At 63.8% G+C, this 22,038-nt stretch carries 20 protein-coding genes; 16 read left to right on the top strand and 4 right to left on the bottom strand.

Annotated features, from left to right (window positions below; genetic code table 11):
* Nucleotides 1-69 precede the first annotated feature (69 nt).
* The 14 genes from QRQ56_RS10140 (at nt 70) to QRQ56_RS10075 (ending at nt 12,621) form a co-directional block, all read left to right on the top strand.
* On the top strand, nt 70-888 hold the full coding sequence (locus QRQ56_RS10140) for a lytic murein transglycosylase (RefSeq protein WP_438739469.1): 819 nt from the start codon (nt 70-72) through the stop codon (nt 886-888).
* Nucleotides 889-1,013: 125 nt separating this feature from the next.
* Nucleotides 1,014-1,235, top strand: coding sequence for a hypothetical protein (locus tag QRQ56_RS10135; RefSeq protein ID WP_438739468.1), 222 nt, complete (start codon nt 1,014-1,016; stop codon nt 1,233-1,235).
* Between the two features lie 12 nt (nt 1,236-1,247).
* Complete coding sequence (locus QRQ56_RS10130; RefSeq protein ID WP_438739466.1) at nt 1,248-1,670, top strand: hypothetical protein; 423 nt, start codon at nt 1,248-1,250, stop codon at nt 1,668-1,670.
* Between the two features lie 407 nt (nt 1,671-2,077).
* The gene (locus QRQ56_RS10125) at nt 2,078-2,524 is read left to right on the top strand and encodes a MaoC family dehydratase (protein ID WP_438739465.1); all 447 of its coding nucleotides are present in this window, start codon (nt 2,078-2,080) and stop codon (nt 2,522-2,524) included.
* Nucleotides 2,525-2,607: 83 nt separating this feature from the next.
* Nucleotides 2,608-3,105: a hypothetical protein gene (locus QRQ56_RS10120; RefSeq protein ID WP_438739464.1), complete on the top strand. Its 498-nt coding sequence runs from the start codon at nt 2,608-2,610 to the stop codon at nt 3,103-3,105.
* A 304-nt stretch (nt 3,106-3,409) separates the two neighbouring features.
* Entirely contained in the window at nt 3,410-4,552 is a 1,143-nt protein-coding gene (locus tag QRQ56_RS10115) for a LuxR C-terminal-related transcriptional regulator (protein WP_438740148.1), read from the top strand.
* A gap of 231 nt (nt 4,553-4,783) precedes the next feature.
* Entirely contained in the window at nt 4,784-5,749 is a 966-nt protein-coding gene (locus tag QRQ56_RS10110; RefSeq protein ID WP_438740146.1) for a helix-turn-helix transcriptional regulator, read from the top strand.
* Nucleotides 5,750-5,868: 119 nt separating this feature from the next.
* The gene (locus QRQ56_RS10105) at nt 5,869-6,117 is read left to right on the top strand and encodes a DUF6894 family protein (RefSeq protein WP_438739463.1); all 249 of its coding nucleotides are present in this window, start codon (nt 5,869-5,871) and stop codon (nt 6,115-6,117) included.
* Between the two features lie 280 nt (nt 6,118-6,397).
* A complete protein-coding gene (locus QRQ56_RS10100; RefSeq protein ID WP_438739462.1) occupies nt 6,398-8,725 on the top strand; it encodes an autotransporter domain-containing protein in 2,328 nt (775 codons plus the stop codon).
* Nucleotides 8,726-8,870: 145 nt separating this feature from the next.
* Nucleotides 8,871-9,989, top strand: coding sequence for a helix-turn-helix transcriptional regulator (locus QRQ56_RS10095; protein ID WP_438739460.1), 1,119 nt, complete (start codon nt 8,871-8,873; stop codon nt 9,987-9,989).
* Between the two features lie 111 nt (nt 9,990-10,100).
* A complete protein-coding gene (locus QRQ56_RS10090) occupies nt 10,101-11,219 on the top strand; it encodes a helix-turn-helix transcriptional regulator (protein WP_438739459.1) in 1,119 nt (372 codons plus the stop codon).
* 250 nt (nt 11,220-11,469) lie between these two features.
* A complete protein-coding gene (locus QRQ56_RS10085; protein ID WP_438739458.1) occupies nt 11,470-11,706 on the top strand; it encodes a hypothetical protein in 237 nt (78 codons plus the stop codon).
* Complete coding sequence (locus QRQ56_RS10080) at nt 11,645-11,878, top strand: hypothetical protein (protein ID WP_438739456.1); 234 nt, start codon at nt 11,645-11,647, stop codon at nt 11,876-11,878. The genes QRQ56_RS10085 and QRQ56_RS10080 overlap by 62 nt, the downstream gene beginning before the upstream one ends.
* Before the next feature lie 14 nt (nt 11,879-11,892).
* The gene (locus QRQ56_RS10075) at nt 11,893-12,621 is read left to right on the top strand and encodes a sulfite exporter TauE/SafE family protein (protein ID WP_438739454.1); all 729 of its coding nucleotides are present in this window, start codon (nt 11,893-11,895) and stop codon (nt 12,619-12,621) included.
* A gap of 52 nt (nt 12,622-12,673) precedes the next feature.
* Here QRQ56_RS10075 and QRQ56_RS10070 read toward each other — a convergent pair whose 3' ends face one another.
* Together QRQ56_RS10070 and QRQ56_RS10065 are read right to left on the bottom strand one after the other, a co-directional pair.
* Nucleotides 12,674-15,874 (bottom strand): efflux RND transporter permease subunit, encoded by a 3,201-nt coding sequence (locus QRQ56_RS10070; RefSeq protein ID WP_438739452.1) that lies wholly within the window; start codon nt 15,872-15,874, stop codon nt 12,674-12,676.
* A gap of 185 nt (nt 15,875-16,059) precedes the next feature.
* Nucleotides 16,060-17,301, bottom strand: coding sequence for an efflux RND transporter periplasmic adaptor subunit (locus QRQ56_RS10065; RefSeq protein WP_438739451.1), 1,242 nt, complete (start codon nt 17,299-17,301; stop codon nt 16,060-16,062).
* A 200-nt stretch (nt 17,302-17,501) separates the two neighbouring features.
* On the opposite strand from QRQ56_RS10065, the gene QRQ56_RS10060 reads away from it, so the two are divergent.
* Nucleotides 17,502-18,110 (top strand): TetR/AcrR family transcriptional regulator, encoded by a 609-nt coding sequence (locus QRQ56_RS10060; protein WP_438739449.1) that lies wholly within the window; start codon nt 17,502-17,504, stop codon nt 18,108-18,110.
* A gap of 34 nt (nt 18,111-18,144) precedes the next feature.
* On the opposite strand, the gene QRQ56_RS10055 is transcribed toward QRQ56_RS10060, so the two are convergent.
* Nucleotides 18,145-19,119, bottom strand: coding sequence for a LysR family transcriptional regulator (locus tag QRQ56_RS10055; protein WP_438739448.1), 975 nt, complete (start codon nt 19,117-19,119; stop codon nt 18,145-18,147).
* A gap of 120 nt (nt 19,120-19,239) precedes the next feature.
* Between QRQ56_RS10055 and QRQ56_RS10050 the strand changes: the two genes are divergently transcribed.
* A complete protein-coding gene (locus QRQ56_RS10050; RefSeq protein WP_438739446.1) occupies nt 19,240-20,202 on the top strand; it encodes an MBL fold metallo-hydrolase in 963 nt (320 codons plus the stop codon).
* Here QRQ56_RS10050 and QRQ56_RS10045 read toward each other — a convergent pair.
* Nucleotides 20,193-21,686 (bottom strand): amidase, encoded by a 1,494-nt coding sequence (locus QRQ56_RS10045; protein WP_438739445.1) that lies wholly within the window; start codon nt 21,684-21,686, stop codon nt 20,193-20,195. The genes QRQ56_RS10050 and QRQ56_RS10045 overlap by 10 nt on opposite strands.
* Between the last annotated feature and the right edge of the window lie 352 nt (nt 21,687-22,038).

Genomic DNA, 22,038 nt, shown 5'->3' with positions numbered 1-22,038 from the left:
AGCGATGGCAACCGACGTAGGATCATGCGCCCGCGCGAGCCGGTCGCGTGACAGCGAGAGGAACCACGAATGACCAAGGGCAGGACCGTTGCGACGGCCATGATCGGCGCTGCCGCGCTGCTTCTCATCCTGGCGCCGGTCGCCAAGGCCGCCACCTGCGGCAACGGGCCCGGCGGCTTCGAGGCCTGGAAGCGCGAGTTCAGTGCAGAGGCGCAAGGCAAAGGCATCGGCCAGACCGCGCTCTCGGCCCTCATGCAGGCCAACTATGCCAGCGCCACCATTGCGGCCGATCGCGGCCAGCGCAGCTTCCAGCTGACGCTCGACCAGTTCCTCGCCAAGCGCGGTGCCACCACCATCGTCGCCAAGGGCCGGCAGCTCAAGCAGTCGCAAGCCGCCTTGTTCGCTTCGATCCAGCAGCGCTATGGCGTCCCGCCCGGACCGCTCATCGCGATCTGGGGCATGGAGACCGGCTTCGGCAGCCAGCGCGGCAACCAGAACATGCTGTCGTCGATCGCAACCCTTGCCTATGACTGCCGCCGGCCCGAATTCTTCACCGACCAGCTCTATTCCGCCCTGAAGCTGATCGACCGCGGCACGCTGTCGGGATCGACCCGCGGCTCGATGCATGGCGAGGTCGGCCAGACCCAGTTCATGCCCAAGAACATCCTGGCCTATGGCACCGGCAATCTCGAGGTCGCCGCCAACGCCCTGAACTCGACGGCGAATTTCCTCAAGGCGCATGGCTGGCGGGCGGGGGCCGGCTACCAGCCGGGCGAGCCGAATTTCGCCGCCATCGAGGCGTGGAATGCGGCGGGAGTCTATCAGAAGGCGATCGCGCTGATGGGCCGGCAGATCGACGAAGGCGGCGGGGCGGCCGCCTCCCGCTGACCAGTTGAGCAAGGCCCAGTTCAGCAAGGCGTGATGGGCCGGCGCGAGAAAGTTGTTGCCATCAGGAACCGACGGCACGACGTTTGCTTTGATCAGATTCAGGGCTGGGCATGAGGAGACTCAACATGGCAACCCAGATCGTGATGGACCAGACTGGCGATACGCGCCACGAGTTTGATCCTGGCAATGCCGAAGCGCTGGCGCGAGCCGAACGGCGCTTTCGGGAGCTGACGGGGGCTGGCTTCACTGCCGCCCTGCGAAACGGACCCGGCGAGGTCACCCGCATCAGATCGTTCGACCCGACCGCGCACGAAACACTGTTTTATCCCCGCCTGGTCGGCGGCTGATCCGAGCTGCTCATGATCGCGGCAGTTTGGCTCCGCGCGCCGGCGCGTGCGCGCTTGCATGCGCTGCGTGAACTCTACCGGCGGTTCTTCGGCGAGAACACGCCTGATGCCCGTGGCCGCCGGCTTCTGGCCGAATGGCTGTCGCCGGCGCAGCGCGCCCAATTCGAGCAGCACCGCTATTTCGATGTGGTCGGCTGCGACACCGGCAAGACCTACCGCATCCACTATGGCACGGCGGCCAATGTCCACGAGATCAACGAGGTCGGCGTTGCGACAATGGGTTGGTGCTTCGTCCCGTCAGGCTTTCTGGTGCCCGGCGACGTGATGCTGGCGCAAAAGATCGCGCTCGAAACCGACGAGAGAGGCGCGCTCGCGCTTGCCAACCGATTTCCGCCGGCCACCCATTCGGAGCACTTCTACCGGCGGCCGTTCTAGGGCCGGAGAAGCGAAGCGGTCAGTCGGGCGAAGCGCTCAATAGTGCGTGGTGCGGTAGGCATCCAGCGCATGCGCCGCGAAGACGCCGACGCTGCAAAGGGCGAGCAGGGCGGAGATCAACTCGATCATAGCTCGTCCTCCTGCAGTGGCTGGGCGACGAGGTTTTGACAGCACGAATATTCGTAGATCAGTTCGAGGAGGAATTGCATGGTGGCCGTCCCTGTATTTATTTTGATAACTAGTTAGACGGCCATCTGTTTCAGGCGTGTTTCGTCGCATTGGGAAAGGGGTTTCGCGTGGAACCCTGGGCTGGTTTGTGCGCTGCAGAGCCGCTACATCCCAATCTTGGTTAATGTCTTCGGCCGCGCCTCCCGGTGAGGCGATCAATCACATTGCAGGGCAAAATCATGGCGCAGGTCGAGTGGTTCGACGATCTCAGCATCGGAATGCGGTTTAGGTCGCCCGAGGTCGTGGTCACCGAAGCCGACATCAAGCGCTTCGCAGCCGAGTTCGATCCCCAGCCGATGCACCTCGACCATGAGGCGGCCAAGGCGACCCTGTTCAAGGGGCTTGCCGCCTCGGGATGGCACACCGCCGCGATCGCCATGAATCTCGCGATCCAGACCCGTCCCTTTGGAGCGCATCCGCTGATCGGCGCGGGGGTCGACGGGCTGCGCTGGATGCTGCCGGTGCGGCCGAACGACCGCGTGCATCTGGTCGGGGAGGTCATGAGCCTGACGCCGTCCAAGTCGAAGCCGCAGGGCATCGCGCTGGTGAAATGGACCATGCTCAATCAGGACGGCGAAGAGGTCTACACCTTCACCCCGATCGCGATCGTGCCGCGCCGGGGGTAGGGCCCGCCGTCCGAGGTCCGAAGCCCTTGCGGCACTCCCGAAGAGGTGGTCATCTCAGCCCGGGGAACGCACTGGAGGCTGACATGAAACGATTCCTTCTCGCCGTCCTGATGGCCGCGGGCGCCCTCGGCGCCGCGCCGGCACTTGCACAACAGTCCAAGGTCGGCGACTGGACGATCGAAAAGCGGTCGCAGGATACGCATTGCAATGCGAGCCGTGGCTACAAGGACAAGGACGACGAGAACCGCGACTACGTCATCGTGATCACCTATTCCGAAAAGGCGATCGTGATCGTGATGATCTACGACGGCTGGGAATGGGAGCGGGCCGGCGAGATCCTTCGGGCCGATGTCGGCACTGACGATGCGGATATCATGAAGAAGGCGAAGTGGGAGGTCATGGACAAGACCACCGTGCGCGGCATTTTCGAGTACGACCAGTCGATGATGGATCGTCTCTCGAAGGCAAAGCGCCTTACGATCGATTTCGACGACGATGACGACGACAGCATCGAGATGCAGATCCCGCGCGCCGGCGAAGCGCTGGCGGCGTTGAAGTTCTGCGAGGAGAACCGGAAATAAGTTGCCGATGCCGGCCGTGACGCCGGCGAGACGGCCGCCGTGAAGCGCGTGAGGGCGAACAGGCGCGTGACTCATCGCACACAGTCCGCGCGGTGTTCGCATTAATCCTAGTCTTTGGCGAAACCGTCCAAGCCGCTCCCTGCGGTTGACGTTACGCAAGGACGATGTTCGATATTCCAGCATCCAGCTGCAACGTTTTTTCGTCGTCGAAGGCGGCAATTCACCCGGCCGTCTTCTCCATCAGTCGCCGGATCGCGAGCTCTTCGCCCCGGGCGCGTCGCGCGCAGACCGCACCGTCCGCCCGATGACGACCTATCAGGCAGATCGCTTCTCGTCCCTCATCGGCGAGATCTACGACGCGGCGGTCGATCCCGGGTTGCGCAGCGGCGCCTTGGAGCAAATCTCTCATTTCGTCGGCGGTTGCGCCGCGATGATCGTCTCCAGGGATTCGGCGCGGCTGTCGATCGAGATCCATCAGCACTTTGGAACCGACGCCCGCTTTCGTCAGCTCTATCGCGACCGCTATGTGGAGCTCGATCCTCTGCTGGATTGTCATCTCAATCTCGCGCCCGAACGGACGATCGGCGTGACCGACGTCATGCCCTATGCGGACTTTCTGGAGACGAGCTTCTATCGCGACTGGGTGGAACCGCAGGGCGCGGTGGACCTCGCGACGATCGCGCTGGAGAAAACGGTGGCGCGCACCACAGTCCTGCAGGTGTTGCGTCATCGTTCCCGTGGTACCGTCGACGAGGCGATGCGTGAGCGCATGCGGCTGCTTGCTCCGCACGTCCAGCGATCGCAGATCATGGGCCGGCAGATCAGGGCCAGGTCTCATACCGTGGACGACCTCGCCGACGTGCTCGACGGATTGAACACGGCGATCTGCCTGCTCGACACCGACGGGCGGGTCGTCCATGCCAATGCGGCGTGCCGCCGACTGTTCGCCGATGCCAACCTGCTCGCGATGGTCGGCGACCGGATCGTCGCCCGAAACACCCAGACCGACAAAATATTCCGCAGTCTGTGCGAAATCGACGGAGGTGCCCGTCGTCAGATCGAGCTTGCGACATCGGCTGATGGGCAGCATTATCTGCTCCATGCCTTTCCGCTGAAGCGGGATCGCAATCTGCCGCGGGATGTTGCAGCCACGATGCTCTTCGTTCAAAGAGCGTCCATGTTGCCATTGCTCGCCGCCGATGCGATTGCCGCGGCCTTCAGGCTGACGCCGTCCGAACTACGCGTGCTGATGGCCATCATCGAGATCGGCGGCGTTCCCGATATTGCTGCAAAGCTAGGTATCGCCGAGACGACGGTGAAGACTCATCTTGGTCGCCTGTTCGAGAAGACGGGCGCCGGCAGACAGGCCGATCTGGTGAAGATCGCGGCCGGTTTCGCCGTGCCGTTCGCGCTGCGGGCGAGCGGCGGCGAGGGCCCCACGCAGTAAGTTCTTACTGTCCGCAATATTCCGCCCGGCGCTCTCAATCCATTGTGATGCGCCGGGTTCGCGGGTCCTCCGAACGCAGGACGCGAGTCATTTGAGACTTTCGTATATCGCGCTTCAGAAAAGAGCAGCGTGCGCCGCACGGACATGCCGCGACGGCATCGAACGTGCGTGTGAGGAAGCGACAGCGTATGGCCGGCCTGCTCGTCGGTTGGAGAGATTGCAGTGAGCAGCATGATTGATTTTTCCGTTCTCAACGTTTCGACGAGCGAAATTCCGGAAAGCGAGCGCATCCCGATGCTTCGCGACTTCTATTGTCGCGGCGTGTTGAAGGCCGAGGTCGAGGCGAGGGAAGGGAAGCCGGCCGCGGCGAGCTTCACGTCCCACGTCTTGCCGGAAGCCCAGCTGTTGATCGGCGGATTGTGCGGAGCGCGGGTCATTCGTACCAAGCAGCTGGTGGCCGACGGCGACGACAGTCTTGCGCTGATCGTGAACAGGTCGGGCGTTCTCGGGATATCCGAGCGCGGGCACGATCTGAAGCTCCATGCAGGCGAAGCGGTCCTGACCAGTGCGGAGGACGTCACGACGTTCGAGCGGTTGTTGCTGGGGAGCTGCTTCTCGCTGCGTGTGCCGCGGCGGGTGCTGGCGCCGATGATCGTGGACGTCGACGATGCCGTGATGCGGGTCATGCCGGCAAGTTCGACCGGTCTCAATTTGCTGGTCGACTACGCGGTGACGCTGGTGCGCGAAAACGCGTTCGCGACGGCAGAGCTCCGGCAGCTCGCGGTCGGGCATTTGCACGACCTTCTCGCAATCGTGCTCGGTGCAACCGGCGAGACGCGGGAGCTGGCCGGACGGCGCGGCGTCAAGGCGGCTCGGCTTCAGAAGGCAAAAGTCTCGATTGCCAACAATTGCTGGCGGCAGGATCTGTCGGTCGCCTCCGTTGCCCAGGAGCTCGGCGTGACGCCGCGCTATCTCCAGCGCCTGTTCGAGGCCGACGGCAAGACGTTCTCCTCCTTCCTGATCGAGCAGCGCGTCAAGCGCGCGCACCGCATGTTGCGGGAACCCGGCTTTGCGGAGCGGACGGTGAGCTCGATCGCCTACGACGTCGGGTTCGGCGATCTCTCTTATTTCAACCGCTGTTTCCGGCGGACCTATAACGCGACGCCGAGCGATATCAGGAGCGGCGGGATGTTGTAGTCGCGCGCGAGCGAGTTCAGCATCTGTCAATTTCAATCGACGGCCGGGATTTGGCCCGGTCCGTCATCGCGAAATCACGACCACAGCGTTGCGTGCGGCATCGGCAGCCGGAGTATGGAATGCGCCGTTTCTTCTTCGACCTCCTGGTCGGCAATATCGTGAAGATCGATCCTGGCGGCATGGTCTTCGAGCAAGCCAATGCGACGTTCGTCGTTGCCGACGAGATGGCAAGGCACCTGTTCGTCTGGCGCGACGACTTGCGCGATCGCGATGCCTGGATCCGCGTGCGCGATGCCGGCGGCAACGAGATCTATCGCGCCGCGGTCTTTGCGGAATGTGCCGAACGGGTGGGTTGGGACCAGGCTTGAGCGCAGGCGGCCGGTGTAGCAGCGCTGCACCAGTGCGACACCAACTGTGTTCGGTTCGTTCTGCACCGATAGCCGGTCGCAACCGTCCAAGTCCGGCACGGGTCTCCTCTCTACCTTGGTGTTCTGCGAATCCGGATTCGCACAGGCTGGCTTCCTTCGATCGGGGGGCGGCGCGTGAGGCGCCTGCCTGGGCGTGTGCGGGAGCCTTCGATTGGGGTATGGGGCAATGATTTTAATGGTGCTAAGCGCGGCGATACGGTGGCGCCCGATCTCGCGATCGGTGCGGTTCCTCGCGTGGGCATTGCTGGTTGGGCCGCTGCTGGTGGTCGAGCGGGCCGAGGCCGCGTGCACGCCCGCGGCTCCGGTCAACGATTCGATCGTGACCTGTACGGGTGCGACCCTCAACGCCAATGGAACGAGCGGCTACGGTGACGTCAACGACACCAACAACACGTACAGAATCGTTCAGGGCGCTTCGGTAACGGGCGACAACGCCGGCCTCATTTTTGGTTACGGTACGGTCGAGAACTCCGGTAGCATTGTGGGCAATGGCTTCTTCGGAATCGATGCCGGAGGAGCCTTCGTCACTAATAACGGCACGATCCAGGCGACGAATTTCGGCGGCGTCGGAGTCTCGGCCGACGCCGTCACGATTACGAATTTGGGTACGATCGAGGCGTGGGATTTCGGCATCCGGGGGGCGAACTTCGCCACGGTGACCAACTCCGGCGGCGGGATCATCCGGGCGATCGGCACGGACGGCGTTGCGATACGCGGCCAGGTGGTGGTCGTGACGAACTCCGGGACCATTTCCGGCACCGTTGACAGCGTGCTCGCTGACGGGACGGCGACGATCACCAACGCCGGCATGATCGGCGGAGGTAAGTACGGCATTCGCGCGGGCCTGAGCGCGACCATCTTCAACAGCGGGACGGTCGATGGCGCGGCCATCGGGATTTCCGTCCCGACGCTCAATTTGGTCAACACGGGCCGGATTTCATCGAGCGGCGGCGTGGGCGTGGGCTCCTCCGCGCTCGATCTCGACAATTCGGGGACAATAACGGGGATCCTGAGTATCAGCGCGGCCGCTGCAACCATCCACAATTCCGGAGCGATCACTGGATCGAATCAGGGCATCAATACGAACCAGGTCGAGCTGTACAATACCGGTCTCATTCAGGCGACCGCGGGCAACGGAACCGCAGTCTTCAATGTGGGGAAGGGCAACATCTTCAACGCCGGGACAATGATTGGGAACACCGGCATCTTCTCTGGCGACGCGACGACGATCACGAACTCCGGTACGATCACAGGCAGCAGCGGTACCGCGATCAAGCTGTCGAGCGCCGCCGACACGTTGACGCTGCTGCCGGGCTCGAAGATCAACGGCGTGGTCGACTTCGGTTCCGGCAACGACGTCGTCAACGTCAATCTTGCACCGAGCAGTAAGGTGTCGTCGCTGAATTCTGTCACGCTGCCGACCTTCGTCCACTTCAACGGCACGATCAACACCATCACCTCGGGCGGCAACTTCAACGGCCCGTCGGTCGTCTCCGGCACGACGCTGGCCACGCTCGACCGGACCGCGCTGGCGCAGACCGATCGCACGTTGATGGATTTCACCGGCGGCGTGTCCTCGCTGGTGCAGGGCCGCCTCAGCGGTGGCGCCGGGCCGGCCGGCAGCAACATGATGGCGATGGCCTATGCACCGGAGACGGCGCAGGCCGGGCCCTTCACCAAGGCGCCGCGCAGCCTCTGGACCGATCCCGCGCCGATCACGGTGTGGGCCAGCAGTTTCGGCGGCCAGCGCATCCAGGACGAGACCGCGTCCACGCTTCGGGCGACCTCGACGGCGTGGGGCGGGGCGATCGGCATCGATCGCAAGGTGCGGCCGGACTGGCTGGTCGGCGCTTTCCTCGGCGGCGGGCAGGGCGGCCTGTCGGTCGATCTCAATTCGCAATCGGTCGACACCAATTACGTCTTCGCAGGCGTCTACAGCCGCTTCGAATGGGCCTCGCAGTTCTTCGACTTCACGATCCAGGGCGGCAATGCCGACAACAGGTCGCGCCGGCTGGTGCTGAACAATGCCGCGGTTGGCGGGATGGAAACGGCGACCGCGAGTTACAGCGGCTGGTACGTCAGCCCGGAGGCCGCCTACGGCTACAGGCTCAACATTGGCAACGGCTATGTGCTGACGCCGACCGCGCGGCTGCGTTACGTCGCCGGCCGGTTCGACGGCTACAGCGAGAGCGGTTCGGCGCAGGGACTGTCCGTTGGCGGCCGCACGCTGCAGGATTTCGAGGAGCGCGGTGAAGTTGATCTGTCCCGCGTCACCAGTCTCGCCGGCGGCGAACTGAAGGCCAACGTCCATGGCGGCGTCATCGCGCTCCAGCGCGCCGGCGACACTGGCATCAACACGGTGTTGCTCGGCCAGAACCTGTCCTTCGTCACGCCCGGCAGCCGCAGCACGGTGGGTGCAGTGGCGGGCCTCGGCTTCGACTACCGCACCGGGACCAATTTGTCCGTGTTCGGCGCGGTCGAGGGAATGATGATGTCCGACCAGAGCCGCACCGGCTCTGCCAAGGGCGGTGTTCGCGTCGCGTTCTGAGCCGGCATCAGCCCTGGCGGCTCGAACACGGTGCGCGCCGGCCGGGTGCCATCCGCCCGGCCGGCGCCTCCTCCGATCGGAGGACGCCGCATGCCTGGGTTGTGTTATCCTCTGTGGCATTGATCACTCAGTGCCGTTTTGAGCCATGCCCAACCCGCAGAAACTGCCCGACCTCGTGGAGTCCATTTACGACGCCGGAATCGATCCGTCGCGGTGGAGCGATGCCGTCGCCGGCATTCGGGATTTCGTCGGCGGCCAGGCATGCGGCGTGTTTTCAAAGGATTCGATCAGCAAGTTCGGCGTCACCCACTATTACTGTGGGGCGGACCCGCATTTCATCCAGCTCTACGCCGACACGCATTCGAAGTTCGATCCGCTCAGCGTCCTGCCGCCACACGGCAGGGTTGTGAGTGTTCCCGACCTCGTCGATTTCGGAGAATATCGCAAGGGCCGCTTCTACCAGGAGTGGATGCAGCCGCAGGGTTGCAGCGACGCGGCCAATGTGGTGCTCGAGATGTCGAACGCGAGCTGCCCCGTGATGATGACCGTGCTGTCAGGCCGCCGCATGGTCGATCGGACCATGAAGGATCGCCTCTCGCTGCTGGTGCCGCACGCCAGCCGCGCGCTCCTGATCAACCGCACCATGAGCGCGCAACTGACGCTGGCGACCGCGCTGGCCGATGTCCTCGACAATCTGACGGCCGGGATCTTCCTGCTCGATGGCCTGTGCAGGGTGGTGCATGCAAATTCGGCCGGTCAAAGTCTGCTCGCGGCCGATGACGTGGTCCGGTCCGTCGCCGGGCAGCTCGTGACCTCCAGCATGGAGGCCAATCAGATGCTGCGCGATGCCCTCGCAGGCCGCGGCGATGCTCCGCCGCTTGCCGCGGGCGGCCACGCCATGCCGCTGCTGTCGCCCACCGGCGAGCGCTACGTCGCTCATCTCTTGCCGTTGTCGTCCGTGCTGCGGAACGACAGTGAACGTGTCGTCGATGCCGCCGGTGCGCTGCTTCTGCGCAAGGTGTCGCTCGGCGGGCCGTCATATGGTGAATTGATCGCGCGGACCTTCGATCTGACACCGGCGGAGCTGCGCGTGTTCCTGGCGATCGTCGAGATCGGCGGCATTCCGGAGACCGCGGCGTCGCTGGGCGTCGCGGAAACCACGGCAAAGACACATCTGCATCGCATCTTCGCCAAGACCGGCGTCAGCCGGCAGGCCGATCTCGTCAAGCTCGCGGCCGGATTCGCCAATCCGCTCGTGAATTGATCCGCTCGATCGCTGCAGGAGTTGAACCTTTTGTCGCCGTGACAGACTCACAGTAGCCGCACGGCATGAAGAACATTCCCGCAATCTCAGCGTTTGACCATGGATCTTCGGATGTCCCGAGTCCCCAAGCAATCCGAGCTGATCGAGAACATCTACGATGCAGGGCTCCACCCTGAGTTGTGGAGCGATGTCGTCGTCAAGCTCAACTCGTTCATCGGCAGCCAGGCCTGCGGCCTGATCTCGAAGGACACGGTCAGCAAGTCGGGAGCCACCCACTATTATTGCGGTGTCGATCCGCACTTCATCCAGCTCTATTCCGAGACCTACTCCCGGTACGATCCGCTCGCCCGGCTTCCCCAGTACGGCGAGGTGCGCAACATTCCGGACCTCGTGAATTTCGACGAGTACCGCCGCGGGCGCTTCTATCAGGAATGGCTGCGTCCCCAGGGCTGCGTCGACGTCGCCAACGTGGTGCTCGAGCAGTCGAAGTCGCCGTGTCCGATGTTGATGACCGTCATCCCGGGCAGGAACATGCTCGATGCCGAGCAGCGCGCGCGCATGAAGTCTCTGGTTCCGCATGCGAGCCGGGCGCTGTTGATCAACCGGGCGATCGAGCGGAAGCAGCAGCGCGCAACCGCGCTGGCCGACGTCGTGGACCGGCTGAATGCCGGCGTCGTCCTGCTCGATTCGGCGTGCCGGATCGTGCATAGCAATCCGGCCGCGGAGACGATCCTGGCCGCCGACGATGTGCTGCGTTCCATTGCGGGCCGACTCGTGACGAGATCCTCCGAGGCCAATGTCGCCTTACGCAACATCTTCCGTGATCCGGCAGAGGTGGCCGTCGCGGCGGCGATGGGTCGGAAGATTCCTCTTCTGGCGGACGACGGATCGCATTACGTGGTTCACGTGATCGCGCTGCCGTCGCTGCTGCGGGACGGAGCGACAGAGCGCACGTCTGCCGTCGGGGCCTTGCTGGTCTGGAAGGCGGAACTCGACAGCCGCTCATGTGCCGGGCTGATCGATCGCACGTTCGAGCTGACGCCGGCGGAGTTGAGGGTCCTGCAGTCGATCGTCGAAGTCGGCGGCGTGCCGGAGACGGCGGCGGCATTGGGGATCGCCGAGACGACGGTGAAGACGCATCTGCATCGCGTCTTCGCCAAGACCGGCGTCTCTCGTCAGGCGGATCTCGTCAAGCTCGCGGCGGGATTCTCCAACCCGCTGCTGCACTGACGAGCATCTCGCGCGAGCAGCGTCGCTTCAGCTCGCGAAAGGTTCAAGCCTGGACATCATGAGGAAGTTATCGCGCGTCATTCGATCGAATGACGCGATTTTTTGCGTTCTCATTTAGTGACTCGTCACACGATTTCTTGTTCGACGTCTCGATTTCCTCTGTGAAGCAACTCACAGCGGTCTGGAGTGAACCTCATCATTCTCTCCCACAGGTTGAGAGGAGATCGTCATGCGAAGGACATCGCTTACCATGGCCGACAAGTTCCGCGACATCGTCGCTCGCGTCGGCGCCGTGTTTCGCGAGCAGCGCAGGATCGAAGCGCAGCGCGCGATAAGGCGCTATCACCATTTGCTGGCTCGGCCGGACGAAACATTGCCTTTGAACGAAATCATTCCGGTCAGCAAGGAAGAGGATATTTCGAGACATGCCCACGGATCTGATGCGCGCGAGAACGCTCGCGGCCAAGCGGCCTTCGAGCGCGCGTAATTTCAACATCGTTGCAATCGTGCTGACGGCCGCGCTCGTCACTCTTCAACTGGTCGGGCTTGCAATCCTGGAGCGCTCCCACGCCCACGCGATGCACGTCTCGCTTCCGAGCGAAGCGGCAGCCTGCCCCGAGAGCCCGAGCGCCGACGTTCCGCAGATTCCCTACGATTGACCGGAGGACGGTCCGTGCCTGACGTCACCACTCTCATGCTGCTCAGCGTTGCCGTATTCGCCGGCGCGTTCGTATCCGGGCTTTCCGGTTTCGCGTTTTCGGCCGTTGCGGGCGCGATCCTGCTACGCGTGTTTCAGCCGCTCGAAGCGGTGCCGCTGATGATGGCATGCAGCATCGGCGTGCAGGCGACCAACCTGTGGGCGCTCCGGCGCAGCATCCGCTGGGAAGGCAGCCTGATGCTGATCGTCGGTGGATTGATTGGCGTTCCCATCGCGATCTCGCTCCTGCAGTCGATGGATACGCATCTGCTGCGGCGCGGGTTTGGCATCGTGGTCGCGCTGTATGCCGCCTACATGCTGCTGCGGCCGACGCTGGTCACTGCCGGCGAAGCCGTCGGCCGTCACTGGGTCGCGCTGATCGGGTTCGGAGGAGGGCTCGTCGGCGGCCTCACGGCGATGCCGGGTGCGGTTCCCACGATCTGGTGCGACATGCGAGGCATGCCCAAGAGCGAGCAGCGCGGCATGGTGCAGCCTTTCATCGCGGCGATGCAGCTCTTCGCCATCGTGCTGCTGGTGGGGCACCAGGACCTGTCGTCGAAGGTCTTCGTCGACCTCGCCGTCAGCCTGCCGGCGCTGTTCGCCGGCTCCGCGCTGGGCGTGATCGCCTTTCACCGCGTCAACGAGACGGTCTTTCGCAAGACCGTGCTCGTTCTGCTGCTGATCTCGGGGATTTCCCTGGTTTAGAGCATGATCCGGAAAAGTGTGCAGCGGTTTTCCGATAAGATCATGCTCCAACCTAGTGCCCGGGGCTGGTGACTGAGCCCTGAACCGGCGCCGCGATGACGTCGCTGCCGTGATGCACCAGCGGCTTGTTGCCGGTGACGGTTCGCAACAGCACGTAGAACACCGGCGTCAGGAACAGGCCGAACACGGTGACGCCGATCATGCCGGAGAACACGGCGACGCCCATGGCGCGCCGCATCTCCGAGCCGGCGCCGGTCGAGAGCACCAGCGGCAGCACACCCATGATGAACGCCATCGACGTCATCAGGATCGGGCGCAGCCGCAGGCGGCTCGCCTCGATCGCGGCCCGGATCGGCGTACGCCCGGCGAACTCGAGCTCGCGCGCGAATTCGACGATTAGGATCGCGTTCTTGGCGGATAGGCCGACGAGCACGATCAAGCCGATCTGGGTGAAGACGTTATTGTCGCCCTTCGTGATCCACACGCCGAACATTGCGGCGAGCAGGCCCATTGGCACGATCATGATGATCGAGAGCGGCAGCGTCAGGCTCTCATAGAGCGCCGCCAACACCAGGAACACCAGCAGGATCGCCAGCGGGAACACCCAGATGCCGGAATTGCCGGCGATGAACTCCTGATAGGTCAGGTCGGTCCATTCGAAAGCAAAGCCCGGCGGCAACACCTCCGCCGCGATCCGCGTCGCCGCCTCCTGCGCCTGGCCCGACGAGAAGCCGGGCGCCGCGGCGGCGTTGATATCGGAAGACAGGAAGCCGTTGTAACGGATCGCACGCTCCGGGCCCGCGCTCTGGCGGATCTTCAGCAGAGCCGACAACGGCACCATGTCGCCCGAGGACGAGCGCACCTTCAACTGCCTGATGTCGTCGGCACGCGCGCGGAACGGCGCGTCGGCCTGGACGCGGACCGAATAAGTGCGGCCAAACCTGTTGAAGTCGTTGACGTAGTAGGAGCCGAGGTAGATCTGCAGCGTGTTGAAGACCTCCGTCACGGGCACGCCGAGCTGCAGCGCCTTGGTGCGGTCGATGTCGGCGAACAGCTGGGGCACGTTGACCTGGAAGCTCGAGAACACGCCGGCGATCTCCGGCGCCTTCTGCATCGCCGCCATGAACGCATTGGTCGCTTCGTTCAACGCCTCGTAGCCGAGGCCGGCGCGATCCTCGATCTGCAGCTTGAAGCCGCCGATGGTGCCGAGGCCGTTGACCGGCGGCGGCGGGAACATGGCGATGAAGGCTTCCTGGATGCCGGCATACTTCTTGTTCAGATCGGCCGCGATGGCGTTGCCGCTCAAAGCCGCGCCCTTGCGCTCGTCGAACGGCTTCAGCGTGGAGAACACGATGCCGGCATTGGACGAGTTGGTGAAGCCGGAGATCGACAGGCCGGGAAACGCCACTGAGCTCTCGACACCGGGCTGGGTCAGCGCGATGTCGCTCATCTTGCGGATCACCTCTTCGGTGCGGTCGAGCGTGGCGCCGTCGGGCAGGCGGGCGAAGCCGACCAGATATTGCTTGTCCTGGCCTGGAACGAATCCACCGGGCACCTGCTGGAACAGGAATGCGGTGAGGCCGACCAGCACGACATAGAGACCCATCACGGCGGCCTTGCCGGAGATCACCTTGGTCACGGTGCCGCTGTAGTTTTCCGAGGAGCGCGTGAACGCCTTGTTGAAGCCACGGAAGAACCAGCCGAGACCCTTGTCCATGACGATCGTCAGCCTGTCCTTGGGCTCGTTGTGGCCCTTGAGCAGCAATGCCGACAGGGCGGGCGACAACGTCAGCGAGTTCACCGCCGAGATCACGGTCGAGATCGCGATCGTCAGCGCGAACTGCTTGTAGAACTGCCCGGTGAGGCCGGAGATGAAGGCCAGCGGCACGAACACGGCGATCAGCACCATCGCGATCGCGATGATCGGGCCCGACACCTCGCGCATGGCCTGGTAGGTGGCATCGCGCGGTGACAGCCCGGCCTCGATGTTGCGCTCGACGTTCTCGACCACGACGATGGCGTCGTCGACCACGATGCCGATCGCGAGCACGAGGCCGAACAGGCTGAGCGCGTTAATCGAGAAGCCGAACACGTGCATCACGGCGAAGGTGCCGACGATCGACACCGGCACAGCCAGCAGCGGGATGATCGAGGCGCGCCAGGTCTGCAGGAACAGGATCACGACCAGCACCACCAGCGCGATCGCCTCCAGCAGCGTGTGGATCACCGCCTCGATCGAGGACCGCACGAACTGGGTGGGATCGTAGACGATCTGGTAGGACACGCCCTCCGGCATGTTCTTCTTGATCTCGGCCATGGTGGCGCGGACGTTGTCGGAGATCTGCAGCGCGTTGGAGCCGGGCGCCTGGAAGATCGGGATCGCCACCGCCTGCTTGTTGTCGAGCAGCGAGCGCAGCCCGTATTCCGAGGCGCCGAGCTCGATGCGCGCGAGATCGCGCAGGCGCACGACTTCGCCGCGCGGGCCGGTCTTGACCACGATGTCGCCGAACTGCTCCTCGTTGGCGAGACGTCCCTCGGCGTTGACCGAAAGCTGCAGGTCGATACCGCTGACGTTCGGAGAGGAGCCGACCACGCCGGCGGCGGCTTCGACGTTCTGCGCCTGGATCGCCTTGACGATATCGCTGGCGGTGAGGCCGTGCTCGGCCGTCTTCTGCGGGTCGACCCAGACCCGCATCGAATAATCGCCGGCACCGTAGAGCTGGACGTCGCCGACGCCGTCGATCCGCGCCAGGCGGTCCTTGACGTTGAGCACCGCGTAGTTGCGCAGATACGTCATGTCGTAGCGGCCGTTCGGCGACAGCAGATGCACCACCATGGTGAGGTCGGGCGAGGACTTCTTGGTGATGATGCCGAGCTGGCGCACCACGGCCGGCAGCCGCGGTTCGGCCTGCTGCACGCGGTTCTGCACCAGCTGCGTCGCCTTGTCTGGATCGGTGCCGAGGCGGAACGTCACCGTCAGCGTCATGGCGCCGTCGGTGGTCGCCTGGCTCGACATGTAGAGCATGCCTTCGACGCCGTTGATCTGCTCCTCGATCGGGGTCGCGACGGTCTCCGCGATCACCTTGGGATTGGCGCCGGGATAAGTCGCGCGCACGACGACGGAGGGCGGCACGACGTCGGGATATTCCGAGATCGGCATCGCGAACAGCGAGATCAGGCCGGCGAGAAAAATCAGGACGGAGAGAACGCCGGCGAAAATCGGACGATCGATGAAGAACTTTGAGAGATTCATGGCTTTGCCCCTGGGCAATGTCCCGCGTGTCTCCGCCAACTCCCCAGTCATTCCGGGGCGCGGGCGAAGCCCGCGAACCCGGAATCCAGAGGTGTGGTCGTCGGAGTTTCTAAATTTCGAGATTCTCAGGTGCGCAATTGCGCACCGTAGTTCGCGCTACGCGCGCCCCGGAATGACGGAGAGTGTTAGCGTTGCACCACGTCTTGGTTGCTGTGGTTCGAAGCTTGCTGCCCGCGCGCGCCCATTGCGGCAACTTCGGTCTTGAGGAGTGCGCCGGGACGCACGCGCTGCAATCCGTTGACGACGATGCGGTCGCCGGACTTCAGGCCCGCGGTGACGATGCGAAGGCCATCGACGGAGCCGCCGAGCGTGATCGGCCGATAGACCGCACGGCTGTCGTCGCCGACCGCCATCACGAACTTCTTGTCCTGGTCGGTGCCGATCGCGCGCTCGTCGATCATCACCAGCGTCTGCTGCTTGGGCTGGCCCATGCGCACGCGGGCGAATTGGCCGGGGATGAGACGCCCGTCCTCGTTCCGGAACACCGCGCGGACACGGATCGTGCCACTCTGGCCGTTGACCTGGTTGTCGATGAGCTGGATGTGGCCTTTCGCCGAGAGCCCGCCGGAGGTCGCCATTTCCACCGGGATCTGGTCGAGGTTGCCGCGCTGGCCGATGCTATCTGCGATCGCGTTCAGTGCATGCAGCACGACTTCCTCGTCCGCGTCGAAGGACGCGTAGATCGGATTGACCGAGACCAGCGAGGTCAGGACGGGGGAGGCGGTGCCGGCGGCGACGAGATTACCGACGGTGACCTCGATCTTGCCGACGCGTCCGTCCACGGGGGCGCGCACCTCGGTATAGTCGAGATTGAGCTTGGCGGTCTGCAACGTCGCCTCGGCGGCCTTCACGTTGGCAATCGCTTCGCGATTGGCGTTCTCGCGCTGGTCGAAATCACGGCGTGTCACGACGGCATTGCCGACGAGCTGCGCACCGCGTTCGACTTCGCCTGTCGTGAACACGACGCGCGCCTTCGCCGCCTCGAGCTGGGCATTGGCCTTGTCGACCTCTGCTGTGTAAGGCGCCGGGTCGATCTTGAAGAGCAAATCGCCGGCCTTCACCAGCGCGCCCTCGGTGAACCTGGTCGCGAGGATCGCGCCCGCGACGCGCGGGCGAAGCTCGACGCGATTGATGGCTTCCAATCGGCCGGAGAAGTCGTCCCACAGCGCGGTCTGCCGCGGTTCGATCATGGCGACGGTGACGGGCACCGCCTGTTCAGCCGCGGCAGCCGTGGCCGTTGCCTGAGCGGCGCGGAAGTAATGGCCGGTCGCGATCGTCCCGGCCACGGCGAGAGCGCCGATGACCGCGACGCCACCAAGAAGGCGTCGGATGCGTCCGGCACGAGGGGTATTTTGGGAGGGGGGCATTTGCGCGCTCCAGATATGTAGTGTTCACTACAGATGTGGAGCTGGATGTCGCAGTGCAAGATACTTATGTACCATTCACTACGAAAATTGTACGCCGATACCGCGACGATTGGAAGACACAAGAAAAAGAAAGATAGAACAAATAGATAGGGACTGGCGTTAGGCTGATATCGGCCGCCGATTCCGAAGGAGACAGGCACATGGGCATGGGTCGCCCCCGCGAATTCGACGCCGAGACGGCGTTGGACCAGGCGATGGAAGTGTTTTGGCGCCATGGCTACGAGGGCGCCACCATCGCCCAGCTCACCGAGGCCATGGGCATTAATCCACCGAGCCTCTATGCCTGCTTCGGCAACAAGGAAGGCCTGCTGAAGGCCGCGCTCGACCGCTACACCAAATTGCGCGGTGTCTGGATGGACGAGGTGGTGGCGGCGCCGACCGCCCGCGACGTTGCCGAGCGGATGCTGATGGGCATCGCCGACAAGCAGACCGATCCCGCCAATCCGCCCGGCTGCCTGCTCGTGCAGGGCGGCATCGCCTGCGGCACCGGCTCCGAGAGCGTCCCGTTCGAGCTTGCCGCCCGCCGCGCCGAGAACGAAGACCAGCTTCGCGAGCGCTTCGTGCGCGCCAAGGCTGAAGGCGATCTCAAGCCGACGTCAGATCCCGCCGCACTCGCGCGCTATGTTTCGGCGGTGTCGGTCGGCATGGGCGTGATGGCGTCGTCGGGCGCCGATCGCGAGGCGCTGCGGCAGGTCGCTGAGGTCGCGGTGCAGGCAGTCGAGGCGCAGTCGGAAACCGCTAGGTCATGATGAGCTCTCGACCAAGATAAGCTCCCGTTTGGATCTACCGTCCGGACTGTTTGGACGAACGTTGCTTGCTGTCCCTTACCGGTTTTGGGGCTGCTGCGGATTCGGTACGCGAACTCTTCGTGGCCTGATTTTTTCTCATCTCGGCGAATTCTTGCCTGAGCAGGTCGAGGACGGTTCTGACCTTGGGGAGATCCACCATGCGTTTGTGGCAGATGATTGTGAGTTCTGCGCGGAGCGAAGTTGGAGGCTCGAGCTTGAGCTCCACGAGCTCGCCAGGTCGCTTGAGCCGATGGGATGTCTTCAGAAGGATCATCGCGCCGACGCCTGACTGGCAGGCCGCGAACTGGACACTGTAGTCGTCGGACGTGAAGGCGGGACGAAAGCTTGGGATCCTGGCCGCGAGCTCCGGATTGGGGCTCAGCATCTCGCGCTCTCCCGCCCACGCGATCCAGTCAATGTCCGGGAAATCGTACTTTGCGGGCAGCCTCCGTGCGTAATCCCTGCTCGCATAGACCCCGATCGGCACGACAACTTCGTCGATTGTGACCAGGTCGGAATCATCGGACGGATATCTCCTGAGCGCGATATCCGCCTCGCCGCGCGCGAGATTCAGGCGTTCGGTGGTCGCCAGGACCTCGAGGGCGATCTGCGGGTGCTTCTTCTTGAGCCTTTCCGAGATCGGGGCCAGGAAATCAAAGGCAAACGACGGTGCCGCCGTGATCCGCACGCGGCCGCTCACAGACGAGTCCTTCGCGTCGAGCGAGCGATTGGCTTCCGTCGCCCATTGCGCCATGCCCTGGGCGGCGGGAAGCAGTCGTCTCCCTGTCTTGGTCAAGGCGATGCCCTGGTTCTTGCGAACGAAGAGCGGCTCGCCCAGCCCGTACTCCATCTCGGCAATCCTTCGGCTCAAGGTGGGCTGGCTCACCTTGAGGCGTCGGGCTGCGCCACTGAGGCTGCCGGCATCCGCGACGGAGAGAAAAATCCGGAGATCATCCCATTGGAGGTCCACGTTCACTCCTCGACTTCGTCCTGGGGCCATCCATTTATGTATGGCGACATAGGGATTTAGACGATTGCTATTCTCTCAGTCCAGCGCAAAAGCGGCGTCGGACAAAGAGGAAAGCCGTTCATGTTTCGTCAATCACGATTCCTTGCCGCTGCTGCATTCATCATCATTGCGCTGTCCGGCGCTGCGCTCATTGCCTTTTCCGACAAGTCGCAGACAACCCATCAAACCGTGACATCAAGCCTTGGCAAGCCGATCAGTTCGTCGGCGATGGAGGCCTTGATCGATAGACCGGGACCGACCGCGATCAGAACAGTCGTGGGCGCGGACTGGAAAGCCGATCTATCGGGACTGCTCAATCTGAAAGATCCGAAGTCCGTTGAGGCGGGGTTCGTGGATCACGAGGAGCCGATCCAGATCTATACGCATCTCGTGCGGCACCCCACGCAGGGCTTCTTCATGATCGATACGGGCGTTTCGAAGCGGTTTGCCGAGCACCCCGAGAGCGTCGGCGTCCCGTGGGTGCTGAGAAACTTTGCAAAGATGGACAAACTTCAGGTCAGGGAAGATGCCCTGTCAGCCATCAAATCGGAAGGTGTCCCGCTCAAGGGCGTGTTCATGACCCATCTCCACTTCGACCACGTCTCCGGAATGCCGGACGTTCCGAATGATGTTCCGTTCTACACAGGTCCCGGCGAGGCGCGGGAGGAGAAGTTCGGGAACCTGGTCGTTCAGGGGATGGAGGATCGCTTCTTCGATGGCAGGCCCGCCATTCAGGAATTCCAGTTCACGAAGGACCCCGACGGAAAATTGGAAGGCGTGATCGACGTCTTCGGCGATGGCTCGTTCTTTGCGATCCTGACCCCCGGACATACCGCGGGCCATCTCTCCTTTGTAGCGCGCACACCGGCGGGGCCGGTGCTCCTAACCGGCGACGCTTGCCACACGCGCTGGGGCTGGGAGCATGATGTCGAGCCCGGAAGTTTTACGTTCGATCGGGGGGCCGAACGAAAGAGCTTGCTCCAGCTGAGAGCCCTGAGCGAACGTCACCCGAAGATGATCGTGAGGTTGGGTCATCAGCCCTGAGTCCAAAGTTGTGGCGCAACGAAGCCGCCGAACTCGCGCTCAATGAGACCGGCCAGCGCGATCGTCGTGCGGTCCTCCAGATACGGCCCGATGATCTGCACGCCGACCGGCAGGCCCGCCGGCGTGCGCTCGATCGGAACGGCGGTCGCCGGCAATCCGCAGGTCGAAGCGGGATCGGCCCAGATGAAGCTCGCGTCGGAGTAATTGAAGCGCTTCCCGTCGATGTCCAGCGTTCGGGCGTCGAACGGCTCGGACTGGTCTTGCGGGAAGGCTGGCACGGCGAAGGCGGGATAGATCACCGCATCGAACTCGCGGAAGAACTGATACCACTTCTGCTGCAACTGAAGCCGCGCCGCATCGGCCGCGAGCCATTCGCGATGGCTCATGCCCCAGCCGCGGGCGCGCTCGGCCTGCAGGCTGCGGTCATCGGGAGCCAGTGTTGCGGCAGCCGCTTGCGCTTCGGTGAGGGCGGCCGGCGTCAGGCGTGGGCTCCTCGCGCCGTTCAACAGCCTCATATAGAGCCGCGCGGAGTCCGCAAGATCGGGCAGCGACGCGCTTGCGCGGGCGACTTGCACACCCTTGCGTTCGAGCCGTTCGGCCAATCGCCCGATGGCGGAACGCACGGCGTCGCTCGTCGGCATCAGCGGATGCGTGTCGATCACGAGGATTCTGAAATCCTCGAGTCGCTCTTGACGCGGGGCGGGCAGCGCGAGGCGATAGCCGACGCCGTCGCGGGTCTCATCGGGGCCGGCGATCACGTCGAGCGACAGAGCAAGGTCCGAGGCGGTGCGCGCCATCGGCCCGATCACGGCGAGATCGCCCTGTCCAGGCACGGGCAAGGCCGGCGGCAGGCTGTATCCGCGCAGCGGGACGAGGCCGAGGCTTGGCTTGTGTCCGAACACGCCGCAGAAATGGGCGGGCACCCGGATCGAGCCACCGATGTCCGAACCGATCGAGAGCGGACTGAACCCCGCAGCGAGCGCGGCTCCGCATCCGCCCGAGGAGCCGCCGGGCGACCGGCCGAGATCCCACGGGTTGTTGGTCGTCCCGTAGATCTCGTTGTAGCTCTGGAAATCCCTGAGGCCGATCGGGATGTTGGTCTTGCCGATGACGATGGCACCCGCTGCCTTGAGCCGCGAGACGATGAGGGCATCCTCCTTCGGTCGAAAATCCCTGAACTGCGGAAAGCCCCATGTCGTCGGCAAGCCCGCGACATTGAACGGCTCTTTCAAGGTCACGGGAATGCCCAGCAACCGCCGCCGTTCGCCGCGGCCAAGTTCAGCATCGGCGGCTCGCGCGGCGTCTCTGGCGCGATCGAAGTCGCGAACGACGATGGCGTTGATCTTGCCATCGAGCGCCTCGATGCGCGCGATGGTGTGTTCGAGCAGCTCCGACGCCGATATCTTGCGAGCGTAGAGGGCACCGAGAAGTGCGCTGATCGAGCCGTAGTTCAAGTCGGCAGCGCCCGCGGCTCGTTCCATCATGATCTCCATTGCATCCCGGCGACCAAGCGGCAGTTTGCCGAACCGGCCAGGCAGGGATCATGCACTCCCGGAAACAGGATGAGGAGGCCGCGCGATGGGCAGCAGGCCTGCTGACGATTGGGATGACGCTTACGCTGCGAAGCCGGCATGGCTTCTGAACGGTTAATGACTCGGGGTGCAGGCGGACCCACAAAGGGCGTTCGTGCAACCGCGCTGCTGTTTTGCCCGACGTGTCGAGCGCGTCATCTGGCCCGATCGCGCGAGACGAAATTCTTCAACGATTCCTACTTTGCATGGGGTTGTTTTCGCGTTTTTTGTTTTGAGCCGTCGCGGCCAGATCGTTGGCCCGTGG

Origin of the sequence: Bradyrhizobium sp. U531 (assembly GCF_051710265.1) — a bacterium.
In the GTDB taxonomy this organism is placed as follows: Bacteria; Pseudomonadota; Alphaproteobacteria; order Rhizobiales; family Xanthobacteraceae; genus Bradyrhizobium.
This window is presented reverse-complemented; position numbering and strand designations above follow the sequence as displayed.

Coding starts and splice junctions, on each gene's coding strand:
- QRQ56_RS10135 (WP_438739468.1), top strand. CDS start 1,014: ATGGCAACCCAGATCGTGATGGACCAGACTGGCGATACGCGCCACGAG.
- QRQ56_RS10115 (WP_438740148.1), top strand. CDS start 3,410: ATGACGACCTATCAGGCAGATCGCTTCTCGTCCCTCATCGGCGAGATC.
- QRQ56_RS10140 (WP_438739469.1), top strand. CDS start 70: ATGACCAAGGGCAGGACCGTTGCGACGGCCATGATCGGCGCTGCCGCG.
- QRQ56_RS10110 (WP_438740146.1), top strand. CDS start 4,784: ATGATTGATTTTTCCGTTCTCAACGTTTCGACGAGCGAAATTCCGGAA.
- QRQ56_RS10070 (WP_438739452.1), bottom strand. CDS start 15,874: ATGAATCTCTCAAAGTTCTTCATCGATCGTCCGATTTTCGCCGGCGTT.
- QRQ56_RS10105 (WP_438739463.1), top strand. CDS start 5,869: ATGCGCCGTTTCTTCTTCGACCTCCTGGTCGGCAATATCGTGAAGATC.
- QRQ56_RS10090 (WP_438739459.1), top strand. CDS start 10,101: ATGTCCCGAGTCCCCAAGCAATCCGAGCTGATCGAGAACATCTACGAT.
- QRQ56_RS10045 (WP_438739445.1), bottom strand. CDS start 21,686: ATGATGGAACGAGCCGCGGGCGCTGCCGACTTGAACTACGGCTCGATC.
- QRQ56_RS10095 (WP_438739460.1), top strand. CDS start 8,871: ATGCCCAACCCGCAGAAACTGCCCGACCTCGTGGAGTCCATTTACGAC.
- QRQ56_RS10060 (WP_438739449.1), top strand. CDS start 17,502: ATGGGCATGGGTCGCCCCCGCGAATTCGACGCCGAGACGGCGTTGGAC.
- QRQ56_RS10085 (WP_438739458.1), top strand. CDS start 11,470: ATGGCCGACAAGTTCCGCGACATCGTCGCTCGCGTCGGCGCCGTGTTT.
- QRQ56_RS10050 (WP_438739446.1), top strand. CDS start 19,240: ATGTTTCGTCAATCACGATTCCTTGCCGCTGCTGCATTCATCATCATT.
- QRQ56_RS10120 (WP_438739464.1), top strand. CDS start 2,608: ATGAAACGATTCCTTCTCGCCGTCCTGATGGCCGCGGGCGCCCTCGGC.
- QRQ56_RS10065 (WP_438739451.1), bottom strand. CDS start 17,301: ATGCCCCCCTCCCAAAATACCCCTCGTGCCGGACGCATCCGACGCCTT.
- QRQ56_RS10080 (WP_438739456.1), top strand. CDS start 11,645: ATGCCCACGGATCTGATGCGCGCGAGAACGCTCGCGGCCAAGCGGCCT.
- QRQ56_RS10130 (WP_438739466.1), top strand. CDS start 1,248: ATGATCGCGGCAGTTTGGCTCCGCGCGCCGGCGCGTGCGCGCTTGCAT.
- QRQ56_RS10125 (WP_438739465.1), top strand. CDS start 2,078: ATGGCGCAGGTCGAGTGGTTCGACGATCTCAGCATCGGAATGCGGTTT.